Origin of the sequence: Streptomyces sp. NBC_01477, from assembly GCF_036227245.1 — a bacterium.
Taxonomy (GTDB): Bacteria; Actinomycetota; Actinomycetes; order Streptomycetales; family Streptomycetaceae; genus Actinacidiphila.
Genome location: NZ_CP109445.1, coordinates 3,735,149 through 3,755,000 on the forward strand (window position 1 = coordinate 3,735,149; position 19,852 = coordinate 3,755,000).

The 19,852-nt window shown below is 71.6% G+C and carries 19 protein-coding genes and 2 rRNA genes (1 of these 21 only partly in view); 3 read left to right on the top strand and 18 right to left on the bottom strand.

Annotated elements, in window-relative coordinates; translation table 11 throughout:
• Positions 1-10: 10 nt before the first annotated feature.
• From hemB to OHA86_RS15400, 7 genes are all read right to left on the bottom strand, one after another.
• A complete protein-coding gene (gene hemB / locus OHA86_RS15370) occupies positions 11-994 on the bottom strand; it encodes a porphobilinogen synthase (RefSeq protein WP_329175842.1) in 984 nt (327 codons plus the stop codon).
• Between the two features lie 131 nt (positions 995-1,125).
• Complete coding sequence (locus tag OHA86_RS15375; RefSeq protein ID WP_329175843.1) at positions 1,126-2,724, bottom strand: bifunctional uroporphyrinogen-III C-methyltransferase/uroporphyrinogen-III synthase; 1,599 nt, start codon at positions 2,722-2,724, stop codon at positions 1,126-1,128.
• Between the two features lie 92 nt (positions 2,725-2,816).
• Positions 2,817-3,800: a hydroxymethylbilane synthase gene (hemC, locus tag OHA86_RS15380; RefSeq protein ID WP_329175845.1), complete on the bottom strand. Its 984-nt coding sequence runs from the start codon at positions 3,798-3,800 to the stop codon at positions 2,817-2,819.
• Positions 3,800-5,128: a glutamyl-tRNA reductase gene (locus OHA86_RS15385; RefSeq protein ID WP_329175847.1), complete on the bottom strand. Its 1,329-nt coding sequence runs from the start codon at positions 5,126-5,128 to the stop codon at positions 3,800-3,802. The genes hemC and OHA86_RS15385 overlap by 1 nt, the downstream gene beginning before the upstream one ends.
• Positions 5,125-5,835 (bottom strand): redox-sensing transcriptional repressor Rex, encoded by a 711-nt coding sequence (locus tag OHA86_RS15390; RefSeq protein ID WP_033177671.1) that lies wholly within the window; start codon positions 5,833-5,835, stop codon positions 5,125-5,127. The genes OHA86_RS15385 and OHA86_RS15390 overlap by 4 nt, the downstream gene beginning before the upstream one ends.
• 131 nt (positions 5,836-5,966) lie before the next feature.
• Entirely contained in the window at positions 5,967-6,755 is a 789-nt protein-coding gene (locus tag OHA86_RS15395; protein ID WP_329175848.1) for a 3'-5' exonuclease, read from the bottom strand.
• A 444-nt stretch (positions 6,756-7,199) separates the two neighbouring features.
• Positions 7,200-7,454 (bottom strand): glutaredoxin family protein, encoded by a 255-nt coding sequence (locus OHA86_RS15400; RefSeq protein WP_329175849.1) that lies wholly within the window; start codon positions 7,452-7,454, stop codon positions 7,200-7,202.
• Positions 7,455-7,528: 74 nt separating this feature from the next.
• Here OHA86_RS15400 and OHA86_RS15405 point away from each other — a divergent pair, with 74 nt between their 5' ends.
• The 3 genes from OHA86_RS15405 to OHA86_RS15415 all read left to right on the top strand — a co-directional run bounded on the left by OHA86_RS15405 (position 7,529) and on the right by OHA86_RS15415 (position 11,033).
• Positions 7,529-8,485, top strand: a complete 957-nt coding sequence (locus OHA86_RS15405; protein WP_329175851.1) for an HAD family hydrolase — start codon at positions 7,529-7,531, stop codon at positions 8,483-8,485.
• Between the two features lie 334 nt (positions 8,486-8,819).
• On the top strand, positions 8,820-9,623 hold the full coding sequence (locus tag OHA86_RS15410; protein WP_329175852.1) for an ECF subfamily RNA polymerase sigma factor, BldN family: 804 nt from the start codon (positions 8,820-8,822) through the stop codon (positions 9,621-9,623).
• Positions 9,624-9,815: 192 nt separating this feature from the next.
• Entirely contained in the window at positions 9,816-11,033 is a 1,218-nt protein-coding gene (locus tag OHA86_RS15415; RefSeq protein WP_329175853.1) for a DUF5667 domain-containing protein, read from the top strand.
• A gap of 155 nt (positions 11,034-11,188) precedes the next feature.
• On the opposite strand, the gene OHA86_RS15420 is transcribed toward OHA86_RS15415, so the two are convergent.
• The 11 genes from OHA86_RS15420 to OHA86_RS15470 form a co-directional block, all read right to left on the bottom strand.
• A complete protein-coding gene (locus OHA86_RS15420) occupies positions 11,189-12,322 on the bottom strand; it encodes a lysophospholipid acyltransferase family protein (protein ID WP_329175854.1) in 1,134 nt (377 codons plus the stop codon).
• Positions 12,323-12,372: 50 nt separating this feature from the next.
• The gene (locus tag OHA86_RS15425; RefSeq protein WP_329182419.1) at positions 12,373-13,434 is read right to left on the bottom strand and encodes an NAD-dependent epimerase/dehydratase family protein; all 1,062 of its coding nucleotides are present in this window, start codon (positions 13,432-13,434) and stop codon (positions 12,373-12,375) included.
• A 185-nt stretch (positions 13,435-13,619) separates the two neighbouring features.
• Positions 13,620-13,823: a 30S ribosomal protein bS22 gene (locus OHA86_RS36080; protein ID WP_443054191.1), complete on the bottom strand. Its 204-nt coding sequence runs from the start codon at positions 13,821-13,823 to the stop codon at positions 13,620-13,622.
• Between the two features lie 30 nt (positions 13,824-13,853).
• Complete coding sequence (locus OHA86_RS15435; protein ID WP_329175855.1) at positions 13,854-14,066, bottom strand: helix-turn-helix domain-containing protein; 213 nt, start codon at positions 14,064-14,066, stop codon at positions 13,854-13,856.
• A gap of 128 nt (positions 14,067-14,194) precedes the next feature.
• Positions 14,195-15,016, bottom strand: a complete 822-nt coding sequence (locus OHA86_RS15440; RefSeq protein ID WP_329182420.1) for a phosphatase — start codon at positions 15,014-15,016, stop codon at positions 14,195-14,197.
• Positions 15,017-15,116: 100 nt separating this feature from the next.
• Positions 15,117-16,313: an acetoin utilization protein AcuC gene (locus OHA86_RS15445; protein ID WP_329175856.1), complete on the bottom strand. Its 1,197-nt coding sequence runs from the start codon at positions 16,311-16,313 to the stop codon at positions 15,117-15,119.
• Complete coding sequence (locus OHA86_RS15450) at positions 16,282-17,487, bottom strand: MFS transporter (RefSeq protein WP_329175857.1); 1,206 nt, start codon at positions 17,485-17,487, stop codon at positions 16,282-16,284. Before OHA86_RS15450 ends, OHA86_RS15445 begins: the two co-directional genes overlap by 32 nt.
• Before the next feature lie 209 nt (positions 17,488-17,696).
• Positions 17,697-18,344, bottom strand: coding sequence for an HAD family hydrolase (locus OHA86_RS15455; RefSeq protein ID WP_329175858.1), 648 nt, complete (start codon positions 18,342-18,344; stop codon positions 17,697-17,699).
• A 101-nt stretch (positions 18,345-18,445) separates the two neighbouring features.
• Positions 18,446-18,670 (bottom strand): hypothetical protein, encoded by a 225-nt coding sequence (locus OHA86_RS15460; RefSeq protein ID WP_329175859.1) that lies wholly within the window; start codon positions 18,668-18,670, stop codon positions 18,446-18,448.
• A 198-nt stretch (positions 18,671-18,868) separates the two neighbouring features.
• Positions 18,869-18,985: ribosomal RNA gene (rrf, locus tag OHA86_RS15465) — 5S ribosomal RNA — on the bottom strand.
• A 96-nt stretch (positions 18,986-19,081) separates the two neighbouring features.
• Positions 19,082-19,852: ribosomal RNA gene (locus tag OHA86_RS15470) — 23S ribosomal RNA — on the bottom strand (it continues 2,355 nt past the right edge of the window).

Consider the following 19,852-nt stretch of genomic DNA (forward strand, 5'->3'; position numbering starts at 1 on the left):
CGCGTACGCCTCAGAGGCGGTGCGCGACCTCGGTCGCCCAGTACGTGAGGATCATGTTCGCGCCCGCGCGCCGGATCGAGGTGAGCGTCTCCATGATCGCCCGGTCCCGGTCGATCCAGCCGTTGGCCGCCGCGGCCTCGACCATCGCGTACTCGCCCGAGATCTGGTACGCCGCCACCGGCACGTCCACCGTGTCGGCGACCTTGCGCAGCACGTCCAGATACGGCAGCGCCGGCTTGACCATCACCATGTCGGCGCCCTCGGCGAGGTCGAGCGCCAGCTCCCGCATCGACTCGCGGAAATTCGCCGGGTCCTGCTGATACGTCTTCCGGTCGCCCTTGAGCGAGGAGTTCACGGCCTCGCGGAAGGGGCCGTAGAAGGCGGAGGCGTACTTCACCGTGTAGGCCAGGATCGCCACGTCCTGCCGGCCGATCTCGTCCAGGGCGTCGCGGATGGTGCCGACCTGGCCGTCCATCATCCCGGACGGGCCGACCACATGGACGCCGGCGTCCGCCTGGACCTGGGCCATTTCCGCGTAGCGCTCAAGGGTCGCGTCGTTGTCGATCCGGCCCTCGGCGTCCAGGACGCCGCAGTGGCCGTGGTCGGTGTACTCGTCCAGGCACAGGTCGGACATGACGACCAGCGCGTCCCCGACCTCCTCGACCACGTCCCTGATCGCCAGTTGCAGGATGCCGTCCGGTTCCGTGCCCTGGCTCCCGATCGCGTCCTTGACCTCGGGCACCCCGAACAGCATGATCCCGCCGACCCCGGCGGAGGCGGCCTCGACGGCCGCCTTGCGCAGGGAGTCACGGGTGTGCTGGACGACCCCCGGCATCGTGGAGACGGCCTGCGGCTCGCTGATGCCCTCCCGTACGAAGGCCGGCAGGATCAGCTCTGCCGGATTCAGCCGGGTCTCCGTGACCAGGCGGCGCATCGCGGGACTCGTACGGAGGCGACGCGGGCGCGCGCCGGGGAATTCGCCGTAGCTCACCATGTCTCCACGGTACGCCCGCGGCAGGCGTGCTCTTCCCGACGCCGAGTCGGCCCCGGGGCTCCCCTCATGCAGGGGGGTGCCCCGCCCCGGGCACGGGCAACCGCACGGCCCCCGCGCCCGGCGGAAGCGGGTCAGACGCGGGCGCGGCGGCGGGCGCCGGGACGGCGTTCGCTGGGGCGGGTGACAGGATCGCCGGCCGCGCCGGCGGCTTCCCGCCGGGCGAGACCGAAGTCGGCGAGCGCCTGGGCGAGCGCGTGCACGGACGGCTCGGGAGCCATCACGTCGACCCGCAGCCCGTGCTCCTCCGCCGTCTTGGCCGTGGCCGGCCCGATGCAGGCGATCACGGTGACGTTGTGCGGCTTCCCCGCGATGCCGACCAGATTGCGTACGGTCGAGGACGAGGTGAAGAGCACCGCGTCGAAGCCGCCGCCCTTGATGGCCTCACGGGTGTCGGCCGGCGGGGGCGACGCCCGTACCGTGCGGTAGGCGGTGACGTCGTCCACCTCCCAGCCCAGTTCGACCAGGCCGGCGACCAGGGTCTCGGTGGCGATGTCGGCGCGCGGCAGGAAGACCCGGTCGATCGGGTCGAAGACCGGGTCGTACGGCGGCCAGTCCTCCAGCAGCCCGGCCGCCGACTGCTCGCCGCTGGGCATGAGGTCCGGCTTGACGCCGAATTCGACCAGCGACTGGGCGGTCTGCTCACCGACGGCGGCGACCTTTATCCCGGCGAAGGCGCGCGCGTCGAGCCCGTACTCCTCGAACTTCTCCCGCACCGCCTTGACCGCGTTGACCGAGGTGAAGGCGATCCACTCGTAGCGCCCGGTGACCAGGCCCTTGACGGCGCGCTCCATCTGCTGCGGGGTGCGCGGCGGTTCCACCGCGATGGTCGGCACCTCGTGAGGCACGGCGCCGTACGAGCGCAGTTGGTCGGAGAGCGACGCGGCCTGCTCCTTCGTCCGCGGTACGAGCACCCGCCAGCCGAACAGCGGCTTGGTCTCGAACCACGACAGGTGCTCGCGCTGGCCGGCCCGTTCCCCGACCACGGCTATGGCCGCGATCGGGCCCTCGGGGGTGGGCAGCGCCTTGGTGGCCTTGAGTTCGGCGGCGATGGTGGCCAGCGTCGCGGTCCAGGTGCGCTGCCGGGTGGTGGTGCCGGCCACGGTCACCGACAGCAGGGTGTCGGGCCTGCGTCCTGAGCCGATCAGCTCGGCGGCGGTCGCGGCGACCGTCTGCAGGGTCGTGGAGACCACCAGCGTGGCGTCGCTGGCGCCGACCTCGCTCCAGCAGCGGTCGGAGGCGGTGGCGGCGTCCACGAAGCGCACGTCGCCGCTGAGCGGCACCCCGGCGTAGGCGGGCACGCCCACCGCGCTGGCGATGCCGGGCACGACCTCGAAGGGGATGCCCGCGCGGGCGCAGGCCAGCATCTCGGCGGCGGCGCAGGAGTCGAGACCGGGGTCACCGACCACCGCACGTACCACCCGCTTGCCGGTCCGCGCGGACGCCATGACAAGCTGTGAAGCGGCATCGGCAAGGGCGGTGGTGTCCAACACCTCGGCGTCCACGGCCGGTTCCGCCGTGTTCACGTCCGCTCGGGCGTGGACGCGGACGACGTCGAGCACTGGCCTGTCGCCGACCAGCAGGTCGGCCAGGGCGAGCGCTTCGACGGCGCGCAGGGTCAGCAGCCCGGGGTCACCGGGCCCGGCACCCAGGAAGGTGACGTGACCGGTCACGGACCGCCCGGCGGAGCCGGGACTTGCGGCGGTGCCGGCCGAAAGGGCCGTACCGGCGGCGGTGTTCGTCGCAGCAGCGACGGCGGCGGGGTTCAAAGTGCGCGCTCCCCCATAAGACCGGCCGCACCCTTGGCGAGCATCTCGTCGGCGAGTTCGCGGCCGAGGGCACGCGCTTCGTCGTCGGACGCCGGTGCGGGACCGGTGATGGACATCTGCACCAGCGAGGTGCCGTCGGTCGTGCCGACGACGCCGCGCAGACGCAGCTCGGTAGTCTGCCCGTCGGCCACAAGGTCGGCCAGCGCGCCCACAGGGGCGCTGCAGCCGGCCTCGAGGGCGGCGAGCAGGGATCGCTCGGCGGTCACGGCGACCCGGGTGAACGGGTCGTCGAGCCCGGCGAGCTGTGCGGCCAGCTCCGGGTTGGAAGCGGCGCACTCGACGGCCAGTGCCCCCTGGCCGGGGGCGGGCAGTACGGCGTCGGCGGCGATCAGCTCGGTCGCCTCCGCGATCCTGCCGATACGGTTCAGCCCGGCGGCGGCCAGCACGACGGCGTCGAGCTTGCCGGAAGTAACGTACCCGATCCTGGTGTCAACGTTGCCACGGATCGGGACTGTCTCGATGTCCAGACCGTGTGACCGCGCCCACGCGTTGAGCTGGGCCATCCGGCGGGGCGACCCGGTGCCGACCGTGGCGCCGGGCGGCAGCGCCTCGAAGGTCAGCCCGTCCCTGGCGACCAGCGCGTCGCGCGGGTCCTCGCGGACCGGGACGGCGGCCAGCGTCAGCCCCTCGGGGGCCGCGGTCGGCAGGTCCTTCAGGCTGTGCACGGCGAAGTCGATGTCCCCGGCGAGCAGCGCGTCGCGCAGCGCCGAGACGAAGACGCCGGTGCCGCCGATCTGGGCCAGGCTCTCCCGGGAGATGTCGCCGTAGGTGGTGATCTCGACCAGTTCGACGTCCCGTCCGGTGAGCTGCCGGACCTGGTCGGCGACCATGCCGGACTGGGCCATCGCCAGTTTGCTCTTCCGCGTTCCCAGCCGGAGTGCGCCGCCAGCGGGGCGCCCCTCAGGTACCGCCTTGGTCATCAGCCAGCCTCGATTCGGTTCTGCCCCACGGCCGGAGGCCGGGTTTCGGCCCGGCTGACGGCGGCGACCGCCTGCGGGTCGAGGTCGAAGAGTTCTCGCAGCGCGTCGGCGTACCCGGCGCCGCCGGGCTCGCCCGCGAGCTGCTTGACCCGCACGGTCGGGGCGTGCAGGAGCTTGTCGACGACGCGGCGCACGGTCTGGGTGATCTCCGCGCGTTCCTTGTCGTCCAGACCGGGCAGCCTACCGTCGAGCCGGGAAAGTTCACCCGCAACGACATCGGCGGCCATGGCGCGCAGCGCCACCACGGTCGGGGTGATCCGCGCGGCGCGCTGGGCGGCGCCGAAGGCGGCGACCTCCTCCGCGACGATCGCCTGGACGGCGTCCACGTCGGCGGCCATCGGGGCGTCGGCGGACGCGGCGGCCAGCGACTCTATGTCGGCCAGGTGCACACCGTCGAGGTCGTGCGCGGCCGGGTCGACGTCCCGCGGCATCGCCAGGTCCAGTACGGCCAGCGGACCGGCCGCCCGCAGGTCCTCCACGGTGAGCACCAGGCCGGTGGAGCCGGTACAGGACACCACGATGTCGGCGTCGGCGAGCGCGCGGCCCAGCTCGGCCATGGTCACCGCGCGGGCGTCGGCGCCCTGCTCGGTGAGCAGCCGGGCCAGCCGGACGGCGCGGTCGGTCGTACGGTTGGCGATCGTCAGCCGGTCGACCCCGGCGCGGGCCAGTGTGGCGGCGGCCAGCGACGACATGGAGCCGGCGCCCACCACCAGCGCCCGCTTGCCCGCGAGGGGGCCGGTCGCGGGGGCGAGCTGGGCCAGGCCGAAGGTGACCAGCGACTGGCCCGCCCGGTCGATGCCGGTCTCGGAGTGGGCGCGCTTGCCGACCCGCAGGGCCTGCTGGAAGAGGTCGTTGAGCAGCCGCCCCGCGGTGTGCAGCTCCTGGCCGACCGCGAGCGCGTCCTTGATCTGGCCGAGGATCTGGCCCTCGCCGACGACCATCGAGTCCAGCCCGCAGGCCACCGACAGCAGGTGGTGGACGGCCCGGTCCTCGTAGTGCACGTACAGGTACGGGGTCAGCTCGTCGAGGCCGACACCGCTGTGCTGGGCCAGCAGCGTGGACAGCTCGGCGACGCCCGCGTGGAATTTGTCCACGTCGGCGTACAGCTCGATGCGGTTGCAGGTGGACAGCGCCACCGCCTCGCTCGCGGGCTCGGCGGCAAGCGTGTCCAGGAGCAGCTTGGCCCGCGCGTCCTCGGTGAGCGCGGCCCGCTCCAGCACGCTCACCGGCGCGCTGCGATGCGACAGTCCGACAACCAGCAGACTCATGCGGGCATCACGGCGGGTACGTCCCCGTCGGGCTCCTGGCGCCCTTCACCGGCCTTGCGCTGCTCGTGGAACGCGAGGATCTGCAGTTCGATGGACAGATCGACCTTGCGTACGTCCACGCCGTCCGGCACCGACAGCACGGTGGGGGCGAAGTTGAGGATCGAGGTCACCCCGGCGTTGACCAGCCGGTCGGTGACCTCCTGTGCGGCGCCCGCCGGGGTCGCGATGACCCCGATCGACACCTGGTTGTCGGCGACGATCGCTTCCAGCTCGTCGATGTGCCGCACCGGCAGTCCCGCGACCAGCCGCCCGGCCAGCGACGCGTCCGCGTCGAGCAGGGCCGCGACGCGGAAGCCGCGGGAGGCGAACCCGCCGTAATTGGCGAGGGCGGCGCCGAGGTTGCCGATACCGACGATGACGACCGGCCAGTCCTGGGTGAGGCCCAGCTCACGGCTGATCTGGTAGACGAGGTATTCGACGTCGTAGCCGACGCCCCTGGTCCCGTACGAGCCGAGATAGGAGAAGTCCTTGCGCAGCTTGGCCGAGTTGACCCCGGCCGCGGCGGCGAGCTCCTCCGAGGACACGGTGGGCACGGAGCGCTCGGACAGAGCGGTCAGCGCCCGCAGGTACAGCGGAAGCCTGGCGACGGTGGCCTCGGGAATCCCTCGGCTGCGAGTCGCCGGTCGGTGCGATCGGCCAGTTGCCACGGTGCTCCTGCGGGTAGAGCTGGGCTGAGGGCGACCACGGCCTTTGGGGCCGCCCCGTGCACGCCAGGCTATGTCTTTGTGAACGCGTGCACAAAGATGGTGTCCGTTTTGCCCGGCGGAAGTGATGGGCATCACGCACTCCCATTACGGACATTGGGCACGCTTCGCCGTGACGAATCGTTGCTGCGGTGCTTCCAGAGCGTGGTGGTGGCCGTCGGCGGAACGGGGGCCTCGGGCCAGCGAACACCTGCCGCCTGCAACAACCGCCGCTCCAGACCGGCGGCGTCCGCGGCGCCCGCGCCACCGGCGGTGGCTCGGGACTGCGCCACAAAGTGGCTGAAAAGCGCCGCTGCCGCGCGGGCGTCGCCGAGCGCGGTGTGCGGGGTCCAGCCGGTCACACCCAGCGCCTGTACGCACGCGCGCAGCGACAGTCCGTACGGCACCGGGTCGTCGCGGCGGCGGTCGGCGGCCATCCGCATCGTGCACACCTCGGGCACGGCGGGCAGCCGCACCCCGACCCGGGCGTATTCGGCGGCCAGGAACGCCCGGTCGCACCCGACGTTGTGCCCGACCAGTACGCGGCCGCGCAGCAGCGTCAGCAGCCGGGCGGCGATGCCCGCGAAGCGCGGGGCGCCGCGGATGTGCCCGGGCTCGATGCCGTGGATGTGGGTCGGCCCGACCGGGCCCTGCGGATCCACGAGGGTCGTGAACTCGCCCTCGGGCGCCAGATCGCGGTCCAGCAGCAGGACCGCCAGCTCGATGACCCGGTGCCGGCGCGAGGACGACCCGGTCGCCTCGACGTCCACCACGACGTAGCCGCCGGCGGCGACTCCTTCCCCCGAGGGCACGTGGCCGCTTGCCTCGGCGCCGCTCACCGAGGGCCCGCAGCCGCTTTCCGCGGGTCCTTTCACCGAGGGCATCGGCACTCTCCTCACACATCGCCCCCGGCCGCACAAAACGCCACCGATCCTACCCGATCGGGTGGCGCGGGACTGAGCCTGCCGCTGCGTCGGCGGGTGCGCTTCCCCCGGGCGCGGGGGCTCTGGCGGCGCCTCTTCGGCAAGGGGGGTGCACCAGGGGCGCGGGGAACCGCGCGACCAGCCCGCCACCGGCCGGTGGTCCGGATCGGACCGAACAGCCCCTCCGGGCCGGTGACGACCCGCGCGTGGGTGGTGGGCTGAGCGCGCCGTTCCCCGCGCTCCCGGGGCGGTCCGTCCGCACACGACGGTGAGTGGGGGATGAGCGCGCCGTTCCCCGCGCCCCTGCGGGGGGCGCCGCCAGCCGTCAGACGGCCGCACGGCCAGCGCACCGGGGGCCGGGGCGGGGCCGGGGCCGGAAACCCAGCGGCGTGGGGGTGCGCCCGGTCAGACAGCCAAAGCTCGCCGCAGGCGAAGCTCGTCGACGCGCCAGAACGTGTGCTGCTCCCCGTCCACCAGGACAACAGGAATCTGCTCCCAGTACCGCCGGTACAACTCCTCGTCCTGAGTGATGTCCTGCTCGACCAGGACAGCCCCGGTCGCGGCGGCGACCTTCTCCACCACAGCGCGAGCGTCATCGCACAGATGACATCCCGGCTTCCCGATCAGCGTCACGGTCCTCGCACTCGTCATACCGCACATTGTGACGCCCGCGGTTCACGTACCCGCATCGTGGCCGAACCTGCCATGCCCCACAGGGTGGTTATGCTCGCGTTATGGCCGCTCTCAGATGGCTCACCCCCCGCAGGCAGTCCGCCACGCAGCGGAGTGTCGTGGCCGGCGAGGCCGCCGCAGCCGCCGCGGAAGCGGCGCTCGCGACGAAGCCCCGGCCCGAAACCGCCGCGAAGGAAACGGAAGAACCGCAGGACCCGGAAGCGGAGTCCGCCTTCCCGGTGGCGGGCGACCCGCGGGCCGCCGCGTTCTTCGACCTGGACAACACCGTGATGCAGGGCGCCGCGCTGTTCCACTTCGGCCGCGGCCTGTACAAGCGGCATTTCTTCGACACCCGCGACCTGTTGCGCTTCGCCTGGCAGCAGGCGTACTTCCGGATGGCCGGCGCCGAGGACCCCGAGCACATGCAGGACGCCCGCGACAGCGCGCTGTCGATCGTCAAGGGGCACCGCGTCGAGGAACTGATGTCCATCGGCGAGGAGATCTACGACGAGTACATGGCGGAGAAGATCTGGCCCGGTACCCGCGCCCTGGCGCAGGCGCACCTGGACGCGGGCCAGCGGGTGTGGCTGGTCACGGCCGCGCCCCTGGAGACGGCCACGATCATCGCCCGCCGGCTGGGCCTGACCGGCGCGCTCGGCACGGTCGCGGAGTCGGTCGACGGCGTCTACACCGGCCGGCTGGTCGGCGAGCCGCTGCACGGCCCGGCGAAGGCCGAGGCGGTACGCGCGCTGGCGGCGGCGGAGGACCTGGACCTGTCGCTGTGCGCCGCGTACAGCGACTCGCACAACGACATCCCGATACTGTCGCTGGTCGGCCACCCCTACGCGATCAACCCCGACGCCCGGCTGCGCAAGCACGCCCGCGCCAAGGGCTGGCGGCTGCGCGACTACCGCACCGGGCGCAAGGCCGCGCGGATCGGCATTCCGGCCGCCGCGGGCATGGGCGCGGTCGCGGGCGGCACCGCCGCGGCCGTCGCGATCCACCGCCGCCGCAAGTGACGGCGGCGCGCCGCCGGTAGAGCCGCGCCCCGGCCCGTACGATCCCCGGCGGCCCACGCGGCCCATACGGCTCGTCCGGCACGCACACGGTCACAACACGGCCTCTGTGCGAGCTGTTCACGAACGAAAGTGGTCAACAAGGGTCGGCCGTTCGATAATTGGTCGATCCTCATTCCGTACAGGAAGTGGCGCAAACGGCGATTTGCGCAACTCGGTGTAGCGTCGCCTGTACGAAGCGTTATTCTCCTCAGACGCAATCCGGAACCCACGCGTCGCCACGACGGGTGAACGGTCCCGTACTGCACGTGATGGAAGTTCTGCCTCTGGGAGTCCCGTGTACCCACACGACGGGGTTGACACCTCCGGCCTGGCTGCGTTGCGCGCACTGGTGCTCGACCGACTGATGCGCACAGTCCCCGCGTACGCCCGGCCCACCCTCGCCACGTCAGGTCCCACCGTCCCCGGTCCGGCGTACGCGCTGGCCGAAGTCAGCACAGCCGCAGGCAGACGCACCCGCAACAGCTCGGGCGCGGCAGGTTCGAACGGCGCCGCCCCTGGCGCCCAGGCCCGCCGCCCCGCCTCCGACACCGACTCCGGCCGGATGATGGACCTGGTCGAACGCGCCCAGGACGGCGAGACGGAGGCCTTCGGCCGGCTGTACGACCACTACAGCGACACCGTCTACCGCTACATCTACTACCGGGTCGGATCCAAGGCCACGGCCGAGGACCTGACCAGTGAGACGTTCCTGCGCGCCCTGCGCAGAATCGGCACCTTCACCTGGCAGGGCCGCGATTTCGGCGCGTGGCTGGTCACGATCGCCCGGAATCTGGTCGCCGACCACTTCAAGTCGAGCCGTTTCCGGCTGGAAGTGACCACCGGCGAAATGCTCGACGCCAACGAGGTCGAGCGCAGCCCCGAGGACTCCGTCCTGGAGTCGCTGTCCAACGAGGCGCTGCTCACCGCCGTGCGCAAGCTCAACCCGCAGCAGCAGGAATGCGTCACCCTGCGCTTCCTGCAAGGCCTGTCGGTGGCCGAGACCGCCCGTGTGATGGGCAAGAACGAAGGCGCGATCAAGACCCTCCAGTACCGCGCTGTGCGTACGCTGGCCAGACTCCTGCCCGACGACGCGAGGTGAGACCTCGGTGGCGCCGCACGATCATCACACCTGCGTAACCCAACTGGAGCGACACTCGTTGCTTCACATGCAGACAACTTTGTGCCGGGCCACGCCCGCCGCGCTTCACCCGATCGGGTGCATGGGGGCAGGCAGCGCAACCCACCCGCGGCACGGGGAGTCGAGTGTGGATGACGAGAGGAGGTGCCGCCCGTGATCGGACAGGCAACGGCACACCGCCGGGCGAACGCCTTCGCCCAAGCCCTTGAGGACGCGGCCGTCCAGGAGGACACCGCCGAGGCAGGGCGGCAGCAGGGCACGCCCGGCGCGCACGGCAGCCATGCCGCGGCCCGGCACGCCGACCCCGAGCAGGCCGCGCTGCTGGCGCTCGCCTCGACGCTCGCGGAACAGCCGCGGCCCGCGCTCGACCCCGAGCGCAAGACCGTGCAACGCGCACAGCTGATCGCCGCGATGGAGCAGGCGCTCGCGGACGGCAGCTTCCCGGTCACCCCCCGGGTGCCGGAACAGCGCAAGGAAGGCCAGGGCAGCCATCGGCTGCGCCGGCTCACCCCGCGCAGCCGGCTCTCCCGCCGGCTCGCCGTCGGCGGCCTCACCGTGGGCGTCGCCGCCGGCGCCTTCGGCGGGGTCGCCGCGGCCAGCACCAACGCGCTGCCCGGCGACACCCTCTACGGCCTCAAGCGCGGCATGGAAGACCTCAAGCTCGACATGGCCAGCGGTGACGCCTCCCGGGGCAAGGTCTACCTCGACATGGCCTCCACCCGCCTCCAGGAGGCCCGCCGCCTCATGGAACGCGGCCGTGGCGGGCCGCTCGACGACGAATCCGTCTCCGAGGTGCGCAAGGCCCTGTCCGGCATGCAGCAGGAGGCCGCGGAGGGCCACCGGCTGCTCAGCCAGGCCTATCAGGACGACGGCTCGATCCAGCCGATCGAGACGCTGAACTCCTTCACGGCGGGCCACCGGCAGGGCTGGAGCGATCTGCGGGGCAAGCTGCCCAGCCAGCTCACCGACGTGTCGGAGCAGGTCTCCTCGGTCTTCGACGCCATAGACCAGGAGGTCGCGCCGCTGCAGGACCTGCTGCCGAAGCCGAAGAAGGGCGAGCACGGGCACGACGGCTCCGGTTCCGCGGGCTCCGGCCCGTCCGCCGGTACGTCGTCGGCGCCGTCCACCTCGTCCTCGGCCACGCCCGGGCAGGGCGGCACCGGTGGGCAGAGTGCCACGCCGTCGCCGTCGGGTACGCCGGGCGGCGGGCTGATCGGCGGTACGAATCCGCTCGGGCCGCTTCCCGCGCTGCCCACCCCGGGTTCGCCCAGCCCCTCGGCCCCGTCCGACCACTCCGTCACCCTGCCCCCGCTCCTCCCCGGCCTCCTCCCGGGCCTCGGCCTGGGGACGACCACCGATGATGAGGGCTGACGGCTGGTCCTGAGGGGGGTCCGCACGTCCTGCCACCCGGGGACGTCCCCGGACCCTCCCTGCCTGGGGGTGAGCGCGCAGCTCCTCGCGCCCCTGGTGGGTGCCCTCTTCCGCAGAGGGTCCCCGGCGGGGGCGCGGCGAACCGGCACGTTGCGTCAGAAGAAGACGGACCGGCGTTGGACCAGGAGTTCGTACAGCGTGTGCTGAATCGTCTCCCGGACCTGGTCCGTCAGGTTGAAGACCAGCATCGGGTCCTCCGCCGCCTCCGGCGGGTAGCCGTCCGTCGCGATGGGCTCGCCGAACTGGATCACCCACTTCGTGGGGAGCGGGACCAGGCCCGCGGGCCCCAGCCAGGGGAAGGTCGGGGTGAGCGGGAAGTAGGGCAGGCCCAGCAGCCGCGCCGCCGTGCGGGAGTTCCCGACCATCGGGTAGATCTCCTCCGCCCCCACCACGGAGCACGGCACGATCGGCACCTTCGTCTTGAGCGCCGTCGCCACGAAACCGCCCCGCCCGAAGCGCTGGAGCTTGTAGCGGTCGGAGAAGGGCTTCCCGAGGCCCTTGAAGCCCTCGGGCATCACCCCGACGACCTCGCCGCGCTCCAGCAGGACCTCCGCGTCCTCCGCGCAGGCCAGCGTGTGGCCGAGCTTGCGGGCCAGTTCGTTGACCAGCGGGAGCATGAAGACCAGGTCGGCGGCGAGCAGCCGCAGATGGCGCCCGGCGGGGTGGTGGTCGTGGACGGCGACCTGGGTCATCAGACCGTCCAGCGGCAGTGTGCCGGAGTGGTTGGAGACGACCAGCGCGCCCCCTTCCGCGGGGATGTTCTCGATACCGCGGACCTCGACGCGGAAGTACGCCCCGAACATCGGCCGCAGCAGCGACATCAGCACCTGGTCGGTCAGCTCGGCGTCGTAGCCGAATTCGTCGACCTCGTAGTCCCCGGTGACCCGGCGCCGCAGGAAGGCCAGCCCCGAGGCGACCTTGCGCTCCCAGTCGCCGCCCAGGACGCGGTCGGCGACGCCCGCGAGCGCCCCGCCGAGGTCCCCGGGCCGGGCGGCGGCCCCTTCCTGCCCGGAGGCCGCCCCGGGGCCGGGACGGCCCCCGTCGGCCTGCGCGGGGATCCCCGGCGGCGGCGGTACGGTCCCGTCCGCCGACACCGCGGCCAGCGGCGGCTGCAGGCCGTCCGCCGCCTTGCCCGCCGCGGGCGTACGGCCGCGCGGCGCCCGGGAGCGCCCGGAGCCGCGCCTGCCGCGCGAGTCCTCGTCGAACGGGATCACCTTGGCATCGGCCATGGTCCCTGCTCCTTCTCCTGAGGTGTCCGAGGCACCCGAAGCGCTGCCGGTCACCGCCGCGCCCCCGTCCGCGTGCCGCCCGCCGCGGGCGGCACTGCCCCGGCCAGCCGGTCGACCGCCGCGGCCAGCCGGGCCGGGGGCAGCAGCCCGGGGCCGTGGCCGCGGGCGAAGTCGTGGAAGGTCTCGGCGGTGGTGTAGGTCGGTACGAATCCGAGCGTGTCACGCATCTGCGCGGTGTCCACCACCCGGCCGTGCGTGAGCAGCCGGATCTGCTCGGGCGCGAAGTCCGTGACGCCGGCGGTCCGCAGCACCTGGCCGATCCAGGTGACCGCGGGCAGCAGCACCGGCACGGTGGGCTTGCCGAGCCGCCTGGCGGTCTGCGACAGCAGCAGCACCCCGTCGCCCGCGATGTTGAAGGTGCCGCTGTTGAGGGTGCCGCGGCGGGGTTCGAGCGCGGCCAGCACCGTGACGGCCAGGACGTCGTCCTCGTGCACGAACTGCAGCCGCGGGTCGTAGCCGAAGACCGTCGGCAGTACGGGCAGCGCGAAGAACTCCGCGAGCGGGGTGTCCGCGTTGGGCCCGAGGATGTTCGCGAAGCGCAGCACCGCGACCGCGACGTCCGGGCGGCGGCGGGCGAAGCCGCGTACGTATCCCTCGACCTCGACGGCGTCCTTCGCGAAGCCGCCGCTGGGCAGCGACTTCACCGGGGTCGTCTCGCGGAAGACCGCGGGGTCGCGCGGCGCGGAGCCGTAGACGCTGGTGGTGGACTTGACGACCAGCCGCCGTACGGTCGGCGCCTTCTGGCAGGCACCGAGCAGCTGCATGGTGCCGATGACGTTGGTCTCCTTGGCCTGCGTCCGGCCGCCGGAGCCCAGCGGGGTGCCGCTGACGTCCAGGTGCACGACGGTGTCGACCGAGTGCTGTGCCAGCACCTTGGCGATCATCGGCTGCCGGATGTCGGCCCTGACGAATTCCGCGCCGCCCAGTCCGTGCTCCGGCGGCACCACGTCGACGGCGACGACCCGCTCGACCTCGGGGTCGTGCTGGATCCGCCGGACGAACCGGCCGCCGAGCTGCCGCGCGGCGCCTGTGACGAGCACCACCTTGCCCACGCCCACGGTTCAGCGCCTTCCTCGGGGAATACCCGCACCGTATCCTCTGCGCCTCCCCCGCGCGCCCCCCGACATGCAGCCGTTGCACCCCGGACACCCGGGCGCGCCCCGGACATGCCACTGCCCTCCCGCACCGCCGGGAGGCGGTGCGGGAGGGCAGGAAGTGCGGCGGAAAAGTCGCCCGCTTACTTCTTGTTGCGGCGCTGAACACGCGTCCGCTTCAGCAGCTTGCGGTGCTTCTTCTTGGCCATACGCTTACGCCGCTTCTTGATGACAGAGCCCACGACTACCCTCGCTTCGGTTTCACTCGGTGCGGGGCGTCCGAGCCCACACGACCTACGTCGGCCAAGCCTACCCGTCCGGAGCGGACGGACATAAACGAGGCCCACGCGGACGGTCGTCTGCCCGTCAGGGCCTTCTCAGGCAGATTCCACCCCCACGTAGGACTCCCGCAGGTACTCGTGGACGGCCTGCTCCGGAACCCGGAACGAACGGCCCACGCGAATCGCCGGCAGATGGCCGCTGTGCACCAGTCGGTACACGGTCATCTTCGACACCCGCATCACCGCCGCCACTTCGGCGACGGTGAGGAAAACGACCTCGTTGAGAGGTCGGGTTTCTGTAGCAGTCATGTCACACCTGAACCTTCCGCACACGCCGGGCACCGGCTTCCCCTCCGGCGACTCAAAGCGGCGTGTGCGCTCCCCCCCAGATTAGGGGCGCATGTGGTGAGTGGGGAAGAGGAGTTGCCAATGGTTGACTACTGTGACAGCCAGGCCTGTTTGAGTACGTAGCGCGTCAATGGCCGGTAGTAATCGGACCGGACGGTGTCGTCGACGGGCACCGCGACCGCTACGCTGCCCTCCGCCTCGGCAACGAATACGGCCGGGTCGTCGGAGTCCGCCAGGCCGATCGCCTCGATGCCCAACTGACCTGCGCCGCATACGAATCCGTGGTCGCCGACGACCAGCCCCGGCAGCTTTCCGCCCTGTTCGGCAGCCGCCGCGAGAGCCACCCTGACCGGCAGTGGCGAGTGGGTGTGCGCACCGGCCTCGACCGGCGGCTCCTCACCCTCCGTGACCACCGGCCGGACGACCGCGACCCCGCCGACGTACCACAAATGATGGCGGCGTACGCCGAACTGCGTGGGCACGTCCACATCACGCCCATACGCGGGGGTGAGGACGACACATCCCGCCGCCGAGAGAGCCGCGGCCAAAGATGCGTAGAAACCAAGGAGGCGGTGTGGATGTCCTGTGCCCAAGAGCACCGGAATGCGGTCACACGCGGCCCTCGCGAGCCGCTCAGCGAACGCGTCGAGCGCCGCCACCGTGCAGTCCGGGTCGATCACGTCGAAGCCCGTCGTCCGCTCCGGGTCGGGGGACACCCCGCACCGGTCCGCCATCAGCCGCAGCAGGTCCGGGGCCGTCCACGCGCCCTCCGGGTCGAGCCCCAGCGTCAGCCGCGGATCGCGCGCCGCGAACAGCCGGTAGCTCGCCAGGCTCTTCTCCCGCGGCGTCGCGGTCAGCCCGGCCAGCCCGGCCGCCACCAGATGCGCGCGCAGCGCGCCGACACTCACCACAGCATGATCGTCCCGGCCCAACCCGCCCACGGCGGGCGGAAACCGCCGAATTCACCCTACAGGTATCCCGCGGACCGGGCACCGGCCGTACGCCGCCGCGTCACGGCAGCAGCCCGTGCAGCGGGAAGACCGCCCGCCGGGTCGCCAGGACCGCCTGGTCGAGCCGGTCGGCCGGGTCGTAGCCGGCCTCCTCGAAGCCCTTCCAGCGCGGCTCGCAGCCGTCCGTCATCCGCAGCGGCGCAGGCTGCCCGGTACGGGCGTAGACCTCGTGCCGCCACTCCTCCGGCACCGGCGTCTCCGGCGGCAGCGGCACACCCGCCGCGATGGCGACCAGATGCGTCCACGTCCGCGGCACCACGTCGGCGACCGCGTAGCCTCCGCCGCCGAGCGCCACCCAGCGCCCCGCCGCGTGCTCGTGCGCCAGCGCGTGGCACGCCTCGGCCACCACCCGCTGGGCGTCCAGCGACACCGCCAGGTGCGCCAGCGGGTCCTCCACGTGCGTATCGGCTCCGTGCTGGCTCACCAGCACCTGCGGCCGGAAGGCGGCCAGCAGCTCGGGCACCACCGCGTGGAAGGCCCGCAGCCAGCCCGCGTCACCCGTCCCGGCCGGCAGCGCCACATTCACCGCCCCGCCCTCGGCCGCAGGGCCCCCGGTCTCCTCCGGCCAGCCGGTGTGCGGGAAGAGCGTCCGCGGATGCTCGTGCAGCGAGATCGTCAGCACCCGCGGATCGTCCCAGAACGCCGTCTGCACCCCGTCGCCGTGGTGGACGTCCACATCGACGTACGCGACCCGCTCCGCGCCCAGCTCCAGCAGCCGCGCCACCGCGAGGGCCGGGTCGTTGTAGACGCAGAAGCCCGCCGCGGACCCGGGCATCGCATGGTGCAGCCCGCCGGCGAAATTCACCGCGTGCGCCACCTCGCCGCGCCATACCGCCTCCGCCGCCGCGACCGACTGCCCGGCGATCAGCGCCGAGACCTCGTGCATCCGCGGGAAGACCGGATTGTCGTCCGTCCCCAGCCCGTACGAGGCGTAGGCCCGGTACGCCGCCGGTACGACGGCCTGCTCCTGCTCCTGCGACGCCCGGCGTACCGCCGCCACATAGTCCGCGTCGTGCACCAGTGTCAGCGTCGAGTCCCCCGCGGGCGGCGCCGCCACCACTGTCAGTGCCGGGTCGAGCCCGAGCGCCCGCATCAGATCCCGGGTGAGCGAGAGCCGCACCGGGTCCATCGGATGCCCGGGGCCGAAGTCGTAACCGGTGACCCGCTCATCCCACATCAACTGTGCTCGGCCGCTCATGGCCGACACCGTACCCGGCGGGCCCGGCGGAGAAGGACCTGGCGTAATGCAGCGTCGCCCCCACCAGCACCATGGGCACGATCATCGCCCCCCGGTAGCTCCACGCATCGCCCAGCGCCCCCACCAGCGGCGAGCCCACCAGGAATCCGACGTAGTTGAAGACGTTCAGCCGCGCGATGGCCGTGTCCGACGCCCCCGGGAACATCCGCCCCGCCGCCGCGAAGGTCTGCGGCACGATCACGCACAGCCCGAAGCCCAGCAGCGTGAAGCCGAGCATGCCCACCCACGCCCCTGGCGCCACCGCCACCACCGCGAAGCCCGCCATCGCCACGACCGCCCCCAGCCGCACCACGGCCGCCGCGCCGAACCGCCGCACCCCGAAGTCGCCCACCGAGCGGCCGATCAGCGTCGTCACCATGTAGACGGCGTAGGGGACCGTCGACAGCTGCTCCGAGCTGTGCAGGGTGTCCTGCAGATACTTCGCGCTCCAGTTGGAGACCGTCGAGTCGCCGATGTACGCGAACGCCATCACCAGGCAGAGCGGCATCAGCAGCCGCATCACCACCGGCTGCGTCTCCTTCGGCGCGCCCTCCAGCCGGGCGTCGGCCGCGTCCCGGTACCGGCGGCTCGCCGCCAGCGTCAGCGGGATCAGCACCAGCACCACGGGCCCGTACAGCGCCACCAGCGAGATGTGCCAGTGCGCCCCCGACCAGGCCAGCGAAGCCCCGATGATCCCGCCCAGGCTGTACGCGGCGTGGAAGCCCAGCATGATGCTGCGGCCGTACTCCCGCTGGAGGCTCACCCCGAGCATGTTCATCGACGCGTCGAGCCCGCCGACGCACACCCCGAACAGCGCCAGCGCCACCGCCGCGATCCACATCCGGTCCCCGGCGCCCAGGACGAGCAGCACCAGCGCGACCACCGGCTGCACCCAGCGCAGGACGACGCTGGGCCGCACCCGCTTGACCAGCTGCTCGGTCCCGACACTGCCGAGCCCCGCCAGGATGGGCACCGCGGCCAGGAACACCGGCAGCAGCCCGTCACTGATCCCGTAGCGGTCCTGGATCGCCGGAATCCGGGTCACCAGCAAAGCGAAGAGCGCCCCCTGCGCGAAGAAGCTGACCGCGAGGGCGGCTCGGCCGTGCCGCAGGGTCTGCGGGCGAGCGTCGTCCATAAGCGAGCACGGTAGACGCGAAAGCTACGGATGAGTAGGTGCACGGAGTCACGATCGTGAGTCACGGCCGGGACGCACCGCGTTTCGGGCCGGGATCAGCCCCGCGATCAGCCCGGGACCGGCCCGCGGTCAGCCGCGGGGGTCGCGTGCGGGGGGCGGGCGCGGGGCCGTCGCGGAGGCCGCTGCGGGCCGGCCCGGATCCGTGACGGTCAGCGCAGGAGCAGGTCGGGCAGCTCGGTCATGCTCCCGAACAGCGCGGTCGCGTCCTTGAGCTTCGCGGCCGGCGTCATCGCGGTGTAGCCGTACACATCCATCCCGGCCGCCAGCGCCGCCGCGACCCCCAGCCCGCTGTCCTCCACGACGGCACACCGCTCGGGCGCCACGCCCATGGTGCGGGCGGCATACAGGAAGAGGTCCGGCGCCGGCTTCCCCCGTCCCACGTCCTGCGCCGAGAAGATCCGCTGCTCCCCGAACTTCTCGTAGAGCCCGGTCTTCCGCAGCGCGACCCTGATCCGCTCATGCCCCCCGGACGACGCCAGGCAGTACGCCACCCCGTCCGCCGCGAGCTTGTCCAGCACGAGCGCGACCCCGGCGACCGGCTCCAACTCCGCCTCGAACGCCGCGAAGACCCTTTCGTGATACCCGGCGTCAAAACCTTCGGGCAGGCTCTCCCCGTGCCGCTCCCGCACCACATCGTGCACACGGTGCATGGCGGCGCCCATGAAGTCCCTCACCGAATCATCGAAGCTGGTCGGATATCCGGCCTCGGTCAGGCACTCCGCCAGGATGAGGTTGGACATCCGCTCACTGTCCACAAGGACGCCGTCGTTGTCGAAGATGACCAGGTCGTATGACATCGCCCCACTGTAGACGGGACCCGCCGGACCGGATTCGGACGCCTGCGCGCCGGTGCCGGACGCCCTCGCGAAAGGACGCCCGGAACGGGTACGGACCGCGGTCAGTGGGTGTAGAGGTAGACCCATCCGTCCTGGCCGGCGGTGCACTGGAAGACCGGGCCCCACAACGCGTAGCCGGCCTGCCCTGCGGTCTGGCAGTCGGCGTAACTGCGGTACACGCCCGCCAGGTGGGGGAACTCCTGACTCGCGCCGGCGGCCGAGGCGGCGCCGAGGGGAACCACGACCGCGGCGACAACAGCGGCGAACAGTCCGATACGTCTTTTCACGTGCCAACTCCTTTGCGCAGAGACATGCTGACTTAGCGCCAGATGTCGCGGGAGGTGGTGCGATGTCGCTCGCATGCTAGCCGCCGCGCCGCTCACAGGTCCAGACCATTGCGGACGGTCAGCTGGGCCAGCAGTGGCCGGCCAACGCAAAAAAGCCCCGCCCCGAGGTGACCTCGGGGGCGGGGCTTTCTAATAATTGTTCGGCGGTGTCCTACTCTCCCACAGGGTCCCCCCTGCAGTACCATCGGCGCTGAAAGGCTTAGCTTCCGGGTTCGGAATGTAACCGGGCGTTTCCCTAACGCTATGACCACCGAAACACCATGAAACACACACCACCACCCAGACATCACAATGTGATACGGGTGTGTGGTGGCTGGTTGTTTCAGAACCACACAGTGGACGCGAGCAACTGAGGACAAGCCCTCGGCCTATTAGTACCGGTCAGCTCCACCCCTTACGAGGCTTCCACATCCGGCCTATCAACCCAGTCGTCTACTGGGAGCCTTACCCCATCAAGTGGGTGGGAGCCCTCATCTCGAAGCAGGCTTCCCGCTTAGATGCTTTCAGCGGTTATCCCTCCCGAACGTAGCCAACCAGCCATGCCCTTGGCAGGACAACTGGCACACCAGAGGTTCGTCCGTCCCGGTCCTCTCGTACTAGGGACAGCCCTTCTCAAGACTCCTACGCGCGCAGCGGATAGGGACCGAACTGTCTCACGACGTTCTAAACCCAGCTCGCGTACCGCTTTAATGGGCGAACAGCCCAACCCTTGGGACCGACTCCAGCCCCAGGATGCGACGAGCCGACATCGAGGTGCCAAACCATCCCGTCGATATGGACTCTTGGGGAAGATCAGCCTGTTATCCCCGGGGTACCTTTTATCCGTTGAGCGACGGCGCTTCCACAAGCCACCGCCGGATCACTAGTCCCTACTTTCGTACCTGCTCGACCCGTCAGTCTCACAGTCAAGCTCCCTTGTGCACTTACACTCAACACCTGATTGCCAACCAGGCTGAGGGAACCTTTGGGCGCCTCCGTTACCCTTTAGGAGGCAACCGCCCCAGTTAAACTACCCACCAGACACTGTCCCTGATCCGGATCACGGACCGAGGTTAGACATCCAGCACGACCAGAGTGGTATTTCAACGACGACTCCACCACGGCTGGCGCCATGACTTCACA

Bases quoted from the DNA above. Each gene is read 5' to 3' on its own strand.
- hemB (WP_329175842.1), bottom strand. From the start codon at position 994: ATGGTGAGCTACGGCGAATTCCCCGGCGCGCGCCCGCGTCGCCTCCGT.
- hemC (WP_329175845.1), bottom strand. From the start codon at position 3,800: ATGACCAAGGCGGTACCTGAGGGGCGCCCCGCTGGCGGCGCACTCCGG.
- OHA86_RS15385 (WP_329175847.1), bottom strand. From the start codon at position 5,128: ATGAGTCTGCTGGTTGTCGGACTGTCGCATCGCAGCGCGCCGGTGAGC.
- OHA86_RS15395 (WP_329175848.1), bottom strand. From the start codon at position 6,755: ATGCCCTCGGTGAAAGGACCCGCGGAAAGCGGCTGCGGGCCCTCGGTG.
- OHA86_RS15400 (WP_329175849.1), bottom strand. From the start codon at position 7,454: ATGTGCGGTATGACGAGTGCGAGGACCGTGACGCTGATCGGGAAGCCG.
- OHA86_RS15405 (WP_329175851.1), top strand. From the start codon at position 7,529: ATGGCCGCTCTCAGATGGCTCACCCCCCGCAGGCAGTCCGCCACGCAG.
- OHA86_RS15420 (WP_329175854.1), bottom strand. From the start codon at position 12,322: ATGGCCGATGCCAAGGTGATCCCGTTCGACGAGGACTCGCGCGGCAGG.
- OHA86_RS15435 (WP_329175855.1), bottom strand. From the start codon at position 14,066: ATGACTGCTACAGAAACCCGACCTCTCAACGAGGTCGTTTTCCTCACC.
- OHA86_RS15445 (WP_329175856.1), bottom strand. From the start codon at position 16,313: ATGAGCGGCCGAGCACAGTTGATGTGGGATGAGCGGGTCACCGGTTAC.
- OHA86_RS15450 (WP_329175857.1), bottom strand. From the start codon at position 17,487: ATGGACGACGCTCGCCCGCAGACCCTGCGGCACGGCCGAGCCGCCCTC.
- OHA86_RS15455 (WP_329175858.1), bottom strand. From the start codon at position 18,344: ATGTCATACGACCTGGTCATCTTCGACAACGACGGCGTCCTTGTGGAC.